At 73.7% G+C, this 14,316-nt stretch carries 13 protein-coding genes and 1 pseudogene; 6 read left to right on the top strand and 8 right to left on the bottom strand.

The annotated features are described in order from the left end of the window. Positions 1-71 precede the first annotated feature (71 nt). The gene (locus AB0M03_RS17970; protein ID WP_363492498.1) at positions 72-2,141 is read right to left on the bottom strand and encodes an RICIN domain-containing protein; all 2,070 of its coding nucleotides are present in this window, start codon (positions 2,139-2,141) and stop codon (positions 72-74) included. 229 nt (positions 2,142-2,370) lie between these two features. Between AB0M03_RS17970 and AB0M03_RS17975 the strand changes: the two genes are divergently transcribed. After that, complete coding sequence (locus AB0M03_RS17975) at positions 2,371-3,162, top strand: arylamine N-acetyltransferase (protein WP_363492499.1); 792 nt, start codon at positions 2,371-2,373, stop codon at positions 3,160-3,162. On the opposite strand, the gene AB0M03_RS17980 is transcribed toward AB0M03_RS17975, so the two are convergent. Further along, the gene (locus AB0M03_RS17980; RefSeq protein WP_363492500.1) at positions 3,131-3,877 is read right to left on the bottom strand and encodes a class I SAM-dependent methyltransferase; all 747 of its coding nucleotides are present in this window, start codon (positions 3,875-3,877) and stop codon (positions 3,131-3,133) included. The genes AB0M03_RS17975 and AB0M03_RS17980 overlap by 32 nt on opposite strands. A 166-nt stretch (positions 3,878-4,043) precedes the next feature. On the opposite strand from AB0M03_RS17980, the gene AB0M03_RS17985 reads away from it, so the two are divergent. Both AB0M03_RS17985 and AB0M03_RS17990 read left to right on the top strand, forming a co-directional pair. Continuing rightward, the gene (locus tag AB0M03_RS17985) at positions 4,044-5,561 is read left to right on the top strand and encodes an SDR family NAD(P)-dependent oxidoreductase (RefSeq protein WP_363492502.1); all 1,518 of its coding nucleotides are present in this window, start codon (positions 4,044-4,046) and stop codon (positions 5,559-5,561) included. Next, entirely contained in the window at positions 5,558-6,025 is a 468-nt protein-coding gene (locus AB0M03_RS17990) for an NUDIX domain-containing protein (protein ID WP_363492503.1), read from the top strand. Before AB0M03_RS17985 ends, AB0M03_RS17990 begins: the two co-directional genes overlap by 4 nt. Positions 6,026-6,039: 14 nt before the next feature. Here the strand turns inward: AB0M03_RS17990 and AB0M03_RS17995 are convergent, their stop codons facing one another. The 6 genes and pseudogenes from AB0M03_RS17995 to AB0M03_RS18020 form a co-directional block, all read right to left on the bottom strand. After that, positions 6,040-6,786 carry a DUF6348 family protein gene (locus tag AB0M03_RS17995; RefSeq protein ID WP_363492504.1) on the bottom strand — a complete coding sequence of 249 codons (747 nt, stop codon included), beginning with the start codon at positions 6,784-6,786 and terminating at the stop codon, positions 6,040-6,042. Between the two features lie 146 nt (positions 6,787-6,932). Next, positions 6,933-8,291 carry a pectate lyase gene (locus AB0M03_RS18000; RefSeq protein WP_363492505.1) on the bottom strand — a complete coding sequence of 453 codons (1,359 nt, stop codon included), beginning with the start codon at positions 8,289-8,291 and terminating at the stop codon, positions 6,933-6,935. Positions 8,292-8,495: 204 nt separating this feature from the next. Further along, positions 8,496-9,347: a hypothetical protein gene (locus AB0M03_RS18005; protein WP_363492506.1), complete on the bottom strand. Its 852-nt coding sequence runs from the start codon at positions 9,345-9,347 to the stop codon at positions 8,496-8,498. After that, the gene (locus tag AB0M03_RS18010; protein WP_363492507.1) at positions 9,344-9,832 is read right to left on the bottom strand and encodes a sigma factor-like helix-turn-helix DNA-binding protein; all 489 of its coding nucleotides are present in this window, start codon (positions 9,830-9,832) and stop codon (positions 9,344-9,346) included. Before AB0M03_RS18010 ends, AB0M03_RS18005 begins: the two co-directional genes overlap by 4 nt. Positions 9,833-9,967: 135 nt before the next feature. Further along, on the bottom strand, positions 9,968-10,966 hold the full coding sequence (locus AB0M03_RS18015; RefSeq protein ID WP_363492517.1) for a pectinesterase family protein: 999 nt from the start codon (positions 10,964-10,966) through the stop codon (positions 9,968-9,970). A gap of 21 nt (positions 10,967-10,987) precedes the next feature. After that, positions 10,988-12,334: pseudogene (locus AB0M03_RS18020) on the bottom strand (polysaccharide lyase family 1 protein); the annotation flags it as partial. A gap of 40 nt (positions 12,335-12,374) precedes the next feature. On the opposite strand from AB0M03_RS18020, the gene AB0M03_RS18025 reads away from it, so the two are divergent. The 3 genes from AB0M03_RS18025 (at position 12,375) to AB0M03_RS18035 (ending at position 14,252) form a co-directional block, all read left to right on the top strand. Beyond that, positions 12,375-12,701 (top strand): hypothetical protein, encoded by a 327-nt coding sequence (locus AB0M03_RS18025; protein ID WP_363492508.1) that lies wholly within the window; start codon positions 12,375-12,377, stop codon positions 12,699-12,701. A gap of 141 nt (positions 12,702-12,842) precedes the next feature. Next, a complete protein-coding gene (locus AB0M03_RS18030) occupies positions 12,843-13,718 on the top strand; it encodes a universal stress protein (RefSeq protein WP_363492509.1) in 876 nt (291 codons plus the stop codon). A gap of 162 nt (positions 13,719-13,880) precedes the next feature. Next, on the top strand, positions 13,881-14,252 hold the full coding sequence (locus tag AB0M03_RS18035) for an STAS domain-containing protein (RefSeq protein ID WP_363492510.1): 372 nt from the start codon (positions 13,881-13,883) through the stop codon (positions 14,250-14,252). Positions 14,253-14,316 lie beyond the last annotated feature (64 nt).

Raw genomic sequence — 14,316 nt, forward strand, 5'->3', positions numbered from 1 at the left:
GCGGTGGCTCCTGGTCGGGCCGGCGGGGCGGGAGGGTCGGTTCCCGCCCCGCCGGGTCCTGGGGCGCCTCGTCAGGAGGCGGGCTGGATGGTCCAGTTCTGGTAGGACTGGCCGTTGGGCTGCTGCAGTTCCAGCAGCCAGCCGCCGTAGTACCAGCGCTTGCTCGTGCCGAGGACCAGCGAGGAGCCCTTGGCGGTGAGCGCGTAGCCGCTGCCGGCGGAGTCGACCTTCCACTTCTGGCTGTCGACGGAGGAGCAGGGCTGCTGCATCACGTACTGGCCGGCGACGGCCTGGCCGCCGATCTGCAGGCACTTGTCGGAGCGGGCGGAGCGGATCTGCAGGTAACCGTCACCGGCGTCCTCGAACAGCCACTGCTGGTTGGAGTAGCCGTGGCGCTGGTAGCCGATGAGCACGGCGCCGTCGCGGGTGGAGCCGCCCCACATGTCGGCGGCCTGGCCGGTGAGGCTGTTGAGCATCAGGTACCGGGTGCCGGGCTTGGTGGGGCCGGGGCCGGCCGCCTTGGCGGTGCGGAAGGCGGTGGTGCGGCCCGGCTTGGCGGTCTTGCCGGACGCGTCCTTGACCGCGACGGCGATCTTGTACTCGGTGTCGGGCTTCAGGTTGACCAGGCGGACGACGGTGGAGGTGACGGTCGCGATGGTGCGGCCGTTCAGCTGCAGCTCGTAGCCGGCGGCGCCGGTGGCGGCGGCCCAGCTGAGCACCGCCGAGTTCGGGGTGATCTGGCCGACGGTCACCTTGGGGCCGGTGGTCGTGGTCGGGCTGGGGCTGGGCGTCGGGTTCGAGCCGGTCGGGCTGGGGCTCGGGCTGGGCGACTTGGTCGGGTTCGGCGTCGTCGGGCTCGGGCTGGGCGACTTGGTCGGGTTGGGGTTGGGGTTGGTGCCGCCGTTCGCGAACAGGAACTGGTTGTTGGCGATGTTCCAGTGCGTGGTCAGGTAGCTGCCCGGCTGCGGGTTGGTGTTGAAGTAGTCGTCGTGGTTGCAGTCGAGCCGCTCGTCCTCGGCGCGGTTCGGGCAGAGGGTCTGCATCTTGGGGTAGTACGGCGAGTCGGAGTAGCACATGATGTCCCACTCGTCGACGCAGTGCGCGCCCTTGCTGGTGTGCGGGGCGCTGTTGTTGACGGCGCCGAGGTTGTGGCCGAGCTCGTGGGCCGCGGTGGAGCCGCCCCAGCAGCCGTTGTCGGTGCGGCCGTACGAGGGGCCGAAGTTGGACAGGTTGTCCTGGCCGGGGCGCTCGTCGCCGTTGAAGGTGCCGATGCCGCAGTAGACCTTCGCGTCGGCGAAGATCATGTACTTGCGGTCCTTGCGGTTGAAGCCCTGTGCGGCGAGCGCCTTGTTGCTGGCGCCGAACTCCTGGAGGGAGGAGGCGGACAGCTCGACGTTCAGCACGGACGCGGTGCAGTCGGACTCGGTGACGAAGCGGATGTGCCGGACGCCGCCGGTCTCCTGGGCGCTCGCGTTGTAGATGGTGTCGGTGTCCGCGGCCCACTTCTTGAAGGAGGCGAGGTACTCGGCGAACCGGTCGTTGCCCGGGGCGTGGACGTACAGCACCTGGACGCGGTTGCCGGTCGAGCCGTCGCCGTCGCAGACCACCTTGGAGCCTTCGGCCGCGGCCCCCGCTCCGGCCGAGGGGGTGCCGGCGGCGGGCGTGGCGGAGCCGCCGAGGGCCTTGCCGGTCTGCACGTCCAGGACCGGCGGCGTGTCGCTCAGCAGCTCGGCGGAGGACGGCGGCGCGGCGGCCGCGGCCGGCGCCAGGTCGGCGGGCTTGGCGGTGGTCGCGACCGCGGGCGCGGTGTCCTTGTGGACGTCGATGCCCTTCGGCGGAGCGTCCGGGCCGTGGCTGCACAGGCCTTCGTCGTTGACCTTGTAGCTGCCGACGCAGCGCTCACCGCTGGCCGCGGGCACGAGGCCGCCGTAGACGAGACCGCGGGCCGGGTCGTCCTTGGGTATGGAGGTGACCGGGGTCGGCTCGTTCTGGTACAGCGGGGCGGCGGCGGGCGAGGGCTCCAGCTCCTGGGCGATCGCCGCGTCCGCCGAGGTGCGGAGCGGCTTGTTGCCCTCCATCACGGAGCCGATGGTGAAGGCTCCCGCGATCAGTCCCGCGGTGACGGCGGTTGCGGTGAACATCAGCCCACGGCGATTGCGGCGACGGTGCGACGCTTTCCTGTGTGACATGTGTCTCTCCTCGTCGGCCGGTGGGGTGTGGTGCTTGCCGACACATGGGAGATCCGTGGGACGCCAGGGGATAACAGGAATCCCAAACGTTTTTTCGGAGTTTTCTTTCGACGGACCGTCAGGAGTGCGACGATCGGCCTCGTTGACGGACCGTCCGAGTACGGAGGAAGAGGAGATCCGAGTGGACGAGCGACAGGTGGCGGCGTACCTGGACCGGATCGGCGTGCGGCGCCCCGAGCGGGCGGACGCCGCGGCGCTGCGCGAGCTGCAGCGGGCGCACCTGGCCGCGGTGCCGTTCGAGAACCTGAGCGTGGTGCTGGGCGAGCCGATCGTCCTGGAGCCGGACGCGCTGTGGGCGAAGATCGTGGAGCGGCGGCGCGGCGGCTTCTGCTACGAGCTCAACGGCGCCTTCGCCGCGCTGCTGGAGGCGCTCGGCTTCCGGGTGGAGCTGCTGTCGGCCCGGGTGTTCGGGAAGGAGGGCCGGGTCGGGCCGCCCTTCGACCACATGGCGCTGCGGGTCGAGCTGGACGGGCCGTGGCTGGCGGACGTGGGCTTCGGCCGGCTCAGCCACGATCCGCTGCGGCTCGACCGCACCGGCCCGCAGGCCGACCCGGCCGGGGAGTTCACCCTGGCCGGGCACGGCGACGGCGGGCTGGACGTCGTGATGAACGGTGATCCGCAGTACCGGCTGGACCTGCGCCCGTACGCGCTGGCGGACTTCTCCCCCACCTGCTGGTGGCAGGCGACCTCGCCGGACTCGTACTTCACCCGGTCGACGACCTGCTCGCGGCTGGCGCCCGAGGGGCGGATCACGCTCGCCGGCACGCGGCTGATCCGCACCGGCCCGGACGGCTCCCGCCGCGAGGAGCAGCTGTCCGAGGCGCAGGCGCTCGCCGCGTACCGCGAGCACTTCGGGATCGCGCTGGAGGAGCTGCCGGTGGTCAGCGCACCGCCGCAACCAGTGCGTCGCTGACCGACCGCCAGGCGGGGCCGGCCTCCCGGAAGCCGGCCTCGATCAGGCGGGCGGCGTGCCACTCGGCGGGGTGGCTGTCGCCGTCGGCGTGGCTGCCGTGGATCGCGAACCGGGCGGCCACGGCGTCGGCCAGGGCCGGCTCGTCGGCCGCGGCCTTCCACCAGCCCTCCCAGTCCAGGACGCCTTCGGCGCGCTCCCGCTCCTGCCGGGTGCGCTCGAAGGCGGCGTGGGCGGCGTTGAGCAGCGGGGTGCCGGTCTGCGGCATGTGGTCGGCGTTGAGGAAGAGGCCGCCGGGGCGGATCAGCGGCACCAGGTCGCGGTAGAGGCGCAGCAGCCGGTCGGTGGACAGCCAGTGCAGTGCGGTGGCGGTGAGCACCGCGTCGTAGGGGTCGCCGTCGGGCAGCTGCTGCGCCCAGTCGGGGTCGTTGAGGTCGGCGGTGACCAGGGTGAGGCGCGGCTCGTCGGCGAAGTGGCCGCGGGCGATGGCGAGCAGCGCCGGGTCGACGTCGACTCCGGTGGAGACGGCCGCGGGGAAGCGCGCCAGCAGCCGTTCGCTGATCGAGCCGGTGCCGCAGGCGAGGTCGAGTACACGGGGTGCGGGGCCGGCGGTGGCCTCCACGAGGTCGAGCATCACCCGGAACCGCTCCTCGCGGTCGGGCAGGTACCACTCCTGCTGGCGGTCCCAGCTGTGCTGCCAGTCGTCCCAGGTCTGCACGGTCCACCCCTGCCTGTAATTAGCCGATTGCCATTGCAGGTATTACGTTAGCTTCGGCCGAGTAACTCCTGCAATGCTGATGCAGGTATTACTTTTCGCCCCACGTCCGGCCGCTCCCGTAGCATTCGCCGGTACAGGCGGCGCAACGAGGGAAGCAGCAGCAGGCATGACGGCGGGCCCGGACACCCAGACCCAGATCAGGACCGAGCAGGACCAGGCGGCCGAGGAGGACATCGACCACGGCCCGGGCATCGACCCGGAGCGGCTGGCCCTGTGCCTGGACGTGCTCGCCGAGCTCGACGACCTGCACGTGGACCACCCGGACGCAATCACCGTCCGCAAGGCGGTCGGCGGCATCTTCCGCACGCTCAAGCAGCGCCGCCGCCAGGAGACCCGCGCCCGCAAGACCGCCAACGACCGGCTGGTCACCTCGCGCACCGCGACCGGCGCACCCGGCCGGATCGACGACGAGACCGCCGGCGCCTTCGGCCTGACCACCGAGACCACCACCGAGATCGCCGGGATACTCGAGCGCCCCCGCTCCTGCTACACCTGCAAGCAGCGGTACGTCGAGGTCGACGCCTTCTACCACCAGCTGTGCCGCAGCTGCGCCGCGCTCAACCACGCCCGCCGCAGCGCCCGCGCCGACCTCACCGGCCGGCGCGCCCTGCTCACCGGCGGCCGCGCCAAGATCGGCATGTACATCGCGCTCTGCCTGCTGCGCGACGGCGCCCACACCACCATCACCACGCGCTTCCCCAACGACGCCATCCGCCGTTTCAAGGCGATGCCGGACAGCGACCGGTGGATCCACCGCCTGAAGATCATCGGCATCGACCTGCGCGACCCGGCCCAGGTCATGGCGCTGGCCGACGAGGTCGCCGCGGACGGCCCGCTGGACATCCTGATCAACAACGCGGCGCAGACCGTCCGCCGGCCGCCCGAGTCCTACCGGGAGCTCGTCGCCGCGGAGTCGGCCCCGCTGCCCGCGGGCGAACTGCCCTCCTCCACCGTCATCGGCCGCTTCGGCAGCGGCAGCGTCGACGTCCCGGCGCTGCCCGGCCAGGCCACCGGCAACAGCGACCGGATCAGCGCCGAGGACGTCACCTCCCTCGCCCTGGTCACCGGCTCCGCCTCGCCCGCCCGGATCGAGGCCGGCACCGCCATCGACGCCGGCGGACTCGTCCCCGACCTCTCCCCCACCAACAGCTGGGTGCAGACCGTCGAGGAGGTCGGCCCGATGGAGCTGCTGGAGGTGCAGCTCTGCAACTCCACGGCGCCGTTCATCCTGATCAGCCGGCTGCGGTCGGCACTGGCCGCCTCCGCCGCCCGGCGCAAGTACATCGTCAACGTCTCCGCCATGGAGGGCGTCTTCAGCCGCGGCTACAAGGGCGCGGGTCACCCGCACACCAACATGGCCAAGGCCGCGCTGAACATGCTCACCCGCACCAGCGCCGAGGAGATGTACCGGACCGACGGCATCCTGATGACCGCCGTCGACACCGGCTGGATCACCGACGAGCGGCCGCACCCCGACAAGATGCGCCTGCACGACGAGGGCTTCCACGCCCCGCTCGACCTCGTCGACGGCGCCGCCCGGGTCTACGACCCGATCGTCCGCGGCGAGCTCGGCGAGGACCTGTACGGCTGCTTCCTCAAGGACTACTCCAAGGCGGCCTGGTGACCGCAGGCCCGGGCGCCGGTGGCCCGATCATCGGTGCGGGGGTGATCGTGCCCACCACCGACGGCCGGGTCCTGGTCGGCCGCCGCACCACCGCCGGGGAGCCGCCCACCTGGAGCCTCCCCGGCGGCAAGGTCGACGGCACCGGCGAGTCCTTCGAGGAGGCCGCCGCCCGCGAACTCGCCGAGGAGACCGGCATCGTGCTCCCCGCCGACGCGATGCGGGTGCTCGCCGTCCTGCTCGACCACGAGCTCGGCCGGCCCCGGCTGACCGCCGCCGTACTGGCCCCGCCCAGCGACGCCCCGGCGTACGTCACCGAGCCGCACAGCTGCGCCGGGTGGGAACGGTTCGCCGTGGACGAGCTGCCCGAACCGATGTTCCACCCCTCGGGGCTGGTGCTCGCCCGCTGGCTGCCCGACTACCCGGGGCCGGCCGGCGCACACGCCTACCCGCTGGCCGCGCGCTGAACTCCCCGCCCCGCTCAGGGACGCTGCCGACGGACCAGCAGCACGAAGGTCCGCGCGTAGGCGGTACCCGCCTCCGGCCGCGGCCAGTCCAGGGCCAGCAGCGCCTTGGACGCCTGCTCGTGCAGTTCGCCGTCGACCCGGACCTCGGCGGTCTCCTCGCCGGCCCCGCCGCCGAACAGCAGCGAGACACCGACCAGCCGGTCCCGGGCGAAGCCGTCCGCGAAGGCCCCGGCGAGCCGCGGCAGGACGGGGCGGTTCAGCATCCAGTCCTGGACGGCGTTGTGGCGCTCGCCCGAGCCCCAGGCCACGATGCCGCCGTGCACGGCGTGCCAGCCGGGCAGCCCGTCCGCGTCGTCCGGGTGCAGGTGGCCGGCGAACCGGCCGTTGTGGGCGAGGAGTTCGAGGACGGTGACACCCGCGGTCGCGGCCCACACCTCCACCGCGCGGCGCGCGGCAGGCTCCGAGGACGCCGCGAACCCGGCGACGCAGTCGGTCACCGCGCCGGCCTCCGGACGGGACGCGTCCAGGAGGACGGTGAGGTCGAGGTGGACAGGGCCGTCGCCGTGCAGTGCGGCGGGCACCACGGCGATCGTGCCGGGCCCGGCGGCCGCATCCGGCCCGGCCGTCCAGCGGTCGCCGCTGATCTCCGCCAACTGCTCGGCCACCAGGGCGAGTACCGCCTCCTCGGTGGGCGGAGCAGTGTCGCTGTGCCGATTGCGGGAGGCTGCGGAGGAACCGCGCCACCAAGATCCCAACCCCATGGCGCCCACCGTAGCGGCGCCGCCGCCCCGCTCGCCACAGGAACGGCGATCACGGTTCCGGCGGCGGCACGGGGCGTGTTGTCGAAGGGACAGGGCACCCCATGGGGGCGCGTGGAGGCACCCACACGCCCCGCGGGGTGCCGGGGTCAGGGCTTGTAGGTCACATCGGCCGCGGCGTAGAGGCAGTTGGTGCCGTCCGGTCCGCTGCCGGCCTCCTTGGGCTCACCCGAGGTGACGCCGGTGAAGCGCTGGCAGACCGTGATCTTCTTGCTGCTGTCGCCGACGACGGTCAGGCGGGTGATCTTCGCGGTGTCGCCCAGGTTGGAGTTGATGCCGACGATCTTCTTGCCGGGGGCGGTGGCGATCACGTTGTCGATGACGACGTGCCGCGGGTACTGCGTCTTGCAGTTGCCGCAGGATCGGTAGAGCTTGCCGAAGTCCTCGACCCGGAAGTTCTTGATGACGAAGGTGCCGGGGCCGTTGTGCTGGAAGACCTTGTCCGCCGCGCCGCGCGCACCGCCGCCGTCGACCGTCATCACCTGGGCGGCCGAGGTGCCCTTGAAGGTGGCGGCGTCCTCGCCGACGTTCTCCCACCACACGTTCCGCAGGGTGCAACTGCCCTTGCAGTGAACGCCGTCGGCGGCCGGGTCGCCGAGGATCACGTTCTGGAGCACGGCACCGTCGGCGAGTTCGAACATCGCGGGCTGGCTCTCCGACTGACCGCCGGTGCCCAGGGCGCCCTTGCCGACGAAGCGCTTGCCGCCGCCGTCGAAGAGCTTGGCGACCTGCTGGGTCGAAGTCAGCGGCACGTCGGCGCCCTGCGGGGTCGGCCAGGCCGGCACGGCACCGGTCCCGGTCCCACCGGTGGCGGTGGGCTTGGTGGTGGCCGTCGCCGTGGGCTTCGCCGTCGCGCTCGCGCTGGGCTTGGCGGTGGCGGTCGCCGTGGGGGTCGGCGCGGTGCCGGCCGCCTTGAACGCCCAGCGCTTGGCCGCCGCCGAGTCGCAGGAGTTCTGCTGCACCGGGGCGCCGGCGGCGGTGGAACCGTCCTTGACCGCAAGGCACTTGCCGCTGCCGGCGTTCACCACGCGGAAGCCGCCCTCGACGGCCGTCACCGTCCAGCGCTGCGAGGCCGCCGCGTCGTCGCACGCCTCCTGCTGCACGGCCGCACCCGCACCGGTCTTCGCGTCCCGGACGCCCGCGCAGGCACCGCTGTGCGCGGCCACCAGCCGGAAGCCGCTGCCGGAGGCGGTCAGCGTCCAGGTCTGCGTCTGGCCGCCGCAGCCCGCCTGGGTGAGCTGCACACCGTCCGCGCCGGCCGGTGGCGCCTGCAGGCACAGCCCGCTCGCGGCGTTCACCAGGGTGTAGGCAGCGCCGGGGGCCGGCGCCGGTGCGGCCGCGTCCGCGCCGGCCCACAGGCCGCCCGCGATGCCGGCGGTCATCAGGGCGGCCACGCCGCCCAGGGCCGCGATCCTGCCGCGCTTGGGACGTATCGCTCGCTTGCTCACGTCTCACGAATCCTTGGCAACTGTCGGTACGGGGGAAGACATGCATCCCGGAACTCCGGGGCCGCTCGACACCGGAACGCCGTGCCCGACGGCCCGACGGACCGGTGTCCGCTCCCTGGTTGCCGCCCGTCGGCGGAAGGTTGCCGAAGGAGGGGAGGTTCTTTGACGAGCCGTCCGGAAGCCGGTCGGCCGGGGCCGTACCGCTCAGCCGGTACGGGCGAAGTCGCCCCAGACCGCGGCGGGGCCGCCGGGGGCGGTGGCGTCGGCGCGGTAGGCGTCGTCCTTGGCGTCGCGGCCGCCGTCGGCGTGGTTGAACTGGCCGGCGAAGACGTGCTCCCCGGCGGGCACGCTCCGGCCCGGCCTGAGGGTCCACCGGTAGACCAGGAAGCCGGACTCCTCGCGCACGGTGACGGTGAAGTCGTCGGCGGGGCGGGTCTGCCAGTGGCCGGTGTCCTTGACGCCGGCGGTCAGGGCGATGCGCAGCTCCACGGTGAGGGCGCTGAGCGGCTGCCGGGTCTTGAGGGTGACGTTGCTCTGCGTCCAGAAGGGGAGGCTGTGCGGGTCGACGGAGCCGTCGGCCCAGAGCGGTCCGTCCTCGGTGCGGCTGCCGGCCGCGGGGGGTGCCGGGGAGCGGTCGGGGGTGGCGGAGGCTCCGGCGGAGCGGGTCGGGGTCCTGCTGGGCCCCGGTGCGGTCGGTGAGTCGTGGGAGGGCCCGGTGGACGGGGTGGGGTCGGCGGGAGCCGCGCTGCCGGTCGCCGGCCCGGTGGCCGAAGCCGTCGGGGCGGCGGCCGCGGTGGGCGAGGGCCGGGGGGCCGGGGGCTGCACGATCGCGGCGACGGCGAGTCCGCCGGCCGCCATCACGCCGGCCGTGGCGAGGGAGGCGAGCAGCACCTTGGGCCAGGAGAGAGCGGTGCTGCTGCGGCGGGTGCCACCCCGCGCGGGGCCGGCCGTGGCGCGTTCGATCCTGGCCAGCATCCGGGCCCGGTCGGGGCGGTGGGCCTCGGCGGCCTCCCGCAGCAGGCCGCGCAGTTCGTCGTTCGTCGGTCCGTCCGTCATCGGTTCCTCCTTCCCATCAGTCCGTCGGCGGCCCGGGTGCCGAGCTGCCGTTGCAGTTCCGCCGCGCCCTTCGCGGTGCGGCGCTCCACCGTACCGACCGCCGTGCCCAGAGCCTGCGCGGCCTCCGCCGCCGGGAGGTCGAAGGCGTACCGGAGCACCACGCAGGCGCGCCGACGGAAGGGCAGTCGCCGCAGTGCGGCCAGGACGTCCCCGCTGCCCGCCGCCGGTACGGTGCGCCGCGGCCTCAGGGCTGCGGCACGGTCGCGGGCCCGGGCCAGGCGGACGACCTCGCCGCGGGCCCGGGCGAGCATGGAGCCGGTGCGCAGCACCTGCTCCCAGTGGCGCCCGAGCCCGGCCAGGGCGTCGGCGGCGAGGTCGTCGGCAGCCTCCGCCCCGCCCGTCAGCAGGTGGGCCAGGCGGGCGAGTTCGGCGTGGTGACGGTCGAAGAAGGCGTGGAGGTCCGCGGTCGCCTCGTCGGGGATCATGCCTGTGGTACGCCCTCTCGATGGGCTGTGAGCGTTCCCAGGAAGGGAGGAGGCGGCAGCGTAACAGCCCGACAGCACGTCCTTTCGACAGGTCCAGACCCCTACTACCGGCGAGTAGAGGCGGGGCGGAGCGGGTCAGCCGACCGGGTTCCAGCCGTCGGTGCCGGCCAGGTAGGCGCGGGCGGTGTACGCGGCGGCCTGGGCCGCGGTGAGCTGCGGCCGGGAGGCGTTGACGGCCGCGCCGGGGCCGGTGTTGGCGTACTCTGCGAAGCGTGCGGACTTCCAGGAGAAGCCGCCCATGTCCGTCCACGGGGCGGCGGTCTTCACCGCGGCGGGCAGCACGGTGTTGCGGATCAGGAGCTGCCCGACGGCGGTCGGGCCGGTCCGCCAGGGGCGGCCCAGGTGGAAGGTGTTCGCCTTGGCGCTGCTGCTGATCGTGCTGTCGGTGACGAGGATGCCGTACTTCCTGGCCGCGTCGGTGTTGGGCGCGGCGAGGTAGCCGTTGTTGCCGCCGGCGGCGGCGCCGCGGTCGCGCAGGGTGATGTTGACCCGGTCGTAGACGGCGGTGGCGTTGCCGAAGACGAAGTCGACGTCGCCCGCGACGAAGGAGTTGCGGAAGTACTGGCGGTACTGGCCGGTGGCGCTGGGCGCCCAGTTCAGCACGGTGTCCTGGTGGCCGATGAAGCGGGAGTTGAGGTACTGCTGCCGGTCGCCGCGGGCGGCGAGGGCGACCGCCTGGGTCGCGGTGATCTCCGGGTGGGCGGAGCGCTCGAAGGTGTTCTGCACGGTGAGGCCGGTGACGGTGGTGTCGTTCGCCGACACGGTGAGGGTGGCACTGCCCTCGGTGCCGTAGGTGCCGCCGCCGGGCCTGGCCGTGCCGGCCGCGTTGTCGTAGCTGAGGACCACGTCCTCGGCGTTGCCGGTGGCGCCCTTGAGGGTCAGGCCCTTCTTGGCGGCCGGGACGTTGACCGTCCCGCGGTAGGTGCCGCGCGCGATCAGCACGGTGTCGCCCGCGGCGGCAGCGTCCACGGCGGCCTGCACGGTGCGGTACGCGGCGGAGCCGTCGGCGGCGACGGTCAGGGTCCGGCCGGCCGTCACCGGGGCGGTGGCCGCGCCGCCGCTCTCGGTGAGCACGCCGGCGCCGGCCTTCTTCGGCAGTTCGGCGGGCAGCGCGGCGGCGGGCTCCAGGCCGGCGGCGAGGGTGGGCCGCCAGTCGGCGGTCGCCCTGATCTTCTTGGAGTTGGCGGCGTTGTACGCGGCGACCAGGTCCACCGTGCTGCCGTTGACGAGGTTGCCGCTGCCGGCGAACGCGCCGGTGCCGTCGCCGCTGAGCAGTTGGGCGGCCTTGCGGTCCGACGACAGCCGCCAGTGGTTGTTCTGCGCCACGATCTGCGCGCCGGCCCGGGAGTCGACGCTGTAACCGTGCGCGTAGCCGTTGGTCTTGGTGGTGTCGTAGTAGTTGTCGTACAGGTGGATCTGCCCGACGCGGGCGAGCGGGGCGCGCTGGACGATGCCCTCGAAGACGTTGTGGTGCAGGGTGACGCGCAGCTTGGTGTCCTTGTCGCTGCTGCCGATCAGCATCGTCTTGTCGTGGTTGCTGAACCGGTTGTACGAGGCGGTGACCAGGTCGGAGGCGTTGGTGATGTCCAGCGCGCCGTCGTGGACCTGGTACTCACGGCCGAAGCGGGTCGGGTTGGCGGCGTCGAAGTGCGGGGCGTCGGAGAAGGTGTTGTGGTCGACCCAGACGTGGGTGGCACCGCGCAGCGAGACGGCGTCGTAGGCGGAGTTCCAGTTGCCGGTGGAGCCGTCGGTCGGGTCCCACTGCGGGAAGCAGTCGCGGACGTCGGTGAGGGCGAGATTGCGGACGATCACGTCGTCGGCGTTCTTGACCACGAGGCTGCCGCCGGTGATGCCCGCGCCGGTGCCGGGTACGCCGACGATGGTGGTGTGCGAGGGCACGGTGAGCACGACGCGGGCCGCCTGCCTGGCCTGGGCCGCACGGCGGGCGTCCTCCTGTGTGCCGGAGGGCAGCTTCGTCCGGCCCCACACCGCGGGGTCGTAGGCCTTGAGGTAGGCCGCGAGCGAATACCCGGTGCCGGCGGCGTAGTCGTCGCAGCCGAGCGGCTTGCCGGCGTCGTCCGTGTTGGCGTCGACGGTGCCCTTGACCCGGATGATCCGCGGCGCCCCGGACGGGCCGGCGGCCAGCGCCTTCACCAACTCGGCGCGGGTGGAGACGGTGAAGGTGTGCGCGGCGTCCGCGGCCCGGCCGCCGGTGGTGCCGGAGCCCTCCGCCGCCCAGCCGTCCTTGGCGGGCAGCACCGCCCGGCCGAGATCGCCGGCCGCAGCGGCGGCAGCGCCGGGGGCGGTGGCCGCGGTGCCGGTGGCGGCGCCGGCGTGCAGGGCCAGCGGGACGGCGCCCAGACCGAGCGCGGCCGCGGCACCTCCGGCGGCCAGGGTGAGCCGACGGCGGCCGGGCGGACGGCGGTGCGGGGAAGCGGACATGCGGGTGCCTCCGGGGTGAGGGGATGCGTCTGCCCCTCAGTTGCCGCCGCGCCCCGAGGGGTTGCCGCCGATCGGCGCCGGGCCCGCGCAGGCCGCAGGCTGCGCCTCGTACCGGTCGATCGACCTGGGCCGGTACTGGGTGAACAACAACACCTGGGACACCCACCGCTCCGGCGACACCGTCGGCTGGGGCACCGCCTGGGACCTGTACGTCGGCGACCTCGACCTCAACACCTTCTTCCAGGCGCTCGTCCGCCGCGACCTGGTGCAGCGCACCGACCGGCTCAGCAGCGTCGAGGCCGGCACCGAGGCCTTCACCGGCCGCGCCCGGCTCGACACCAGGTCCTGCTCCACCACCGTCGGCTGACCCGGCCGGGGTCGGGCGAGGGACCAATGGGCCCGCCACCACGGCCCTGTGGTCCTGGGACGGCGGCCCGCGACGCAGCACAGTGGAGGGGTCAGCGTTCGTGCCGGCCCGATCGGCCGCAGCGACTTGGAAGGCAGCGCCATGACCCGACCCGTCATCGCCGGTATCGACACCTCGCCGGGCAGCCTGACCGCAGCACACTGGGCGGCCGAGGAGGCGGCCGGACGCGGCACCGAACTCCTCCTCGTGCACGCCGGTCCGCCGACCGGCCGCGGCAGCCGCGGGGAGCCGACCGATCTGCAGGCGGCGGCCCGGCAGTTGCTGCGGGACGCCGAGGCCGCGATCGCCGCCGCCCACCCCGATCTGCCGATCCGCGGCGAACTCCTCGACGGCCGGCCCGCCGAGGCGCTGCTCGACGCGGCCGGCGACGCGGAGCTCCTGGTGCTCGGCACCCGCGGACTCGGCGGGTTCCGCGGTCTGCTCGTCGGCTCGGTGAGCCTCGCGGTCGCCGGACGGACGGACTCCCCGGTCGTCCTCGTCCCGCAGGGCGCGGGACGGCCGGACGGTGAGCGGCGCGAGGGCGCGGAGGCGGCGGAGATCGTCGTCGGTCTCGACCCGCAGACCCCCGCCGACGCGGTGCTCGCCTTCGCCTTCCGGGAGGCCGGCCTGCGCGGCGCGAGGCTCCGCGTGGTGCACGGCTGGGACCTGCCGCCGACCTACGGCTACGCGGGCTGGGTGCCGCCCGAGAGCGAACTGCGCGAACTCGGCACCCTGGAGACGGCGCTCGTCCGGGAGGCCGTACTGCCCTGGCGGGAGAAGCACCCGGAGGTCGAGGTCGCGGAGACCGTCAGGCCGGGCGGCCCGGCCGGCGTGCTGGTCGAGGCCTCGGCGGGAGCGGCCCTGGTCGTCGTCGGACGGCGTACCCGCGCGCACGGTCTGGGTGCACGCCTGGGATCGGTGGCGCACGCCGTCCTTCACCACGCTTCGGCACCGGTCGCGGTGGTACCGCACGCCTGAGCCCCACGGCAGCCGCGGGAGGAACGGGTACTAGGGACCTTCGGCCCTCCCCCGACGCCTTTCGATCTGATGGGGTGTCACCCGCTCTGCCGCCGACCGGGTTTGCGAGGAACCCGGCCGGTGGCGGAGACCCACCCGAGCACCACCGCACAGGAGCCTTCCTTGCCCCTCCCCGTACCGCACGCCGAGGCCGGAATCGCCTCGGTCACCCGCCGACCCGCCGACCGCCGTACCGTGGTCGCCCTGCACGGCGAACTGGACCTCCACACCGTCGCCCGTCTGGAGCCCCGGCTGCTGCCCCTGCTGGAGAACAGCAGCGGCGGGCTGGTGCTCGACCTCGCGGCGGTGACCTTCTGCGACAGCGCGGGGGCCGACCTCTTCCGCCGGCTCAACGAACACTGCGCCGCGGACGCGGCGGTCGTGCTGCAGGGGATTCCCCGCCAGCCGTCCCGGGTGATCCGTCTGATGGGCCTCGACCGCTCGCTCCACTGCGAGTTCGGCCGGACGCCGCCCTCGGCCGCACAGCAGAACTGACCGGCGCTCCGGTCGAAGGGCACACCACTGGGGGTGCGGGGAACTGCGAAGTTCCCCGCACCCC

This window comes from Kitasatospora sp. NPDC051914, from assembly GCF_040680995.1.
GTDB lineage: Bacteria > Actinomycetota > Actinomycetes > Streptomycetales > Streptomycetaceae > Kitasatospora.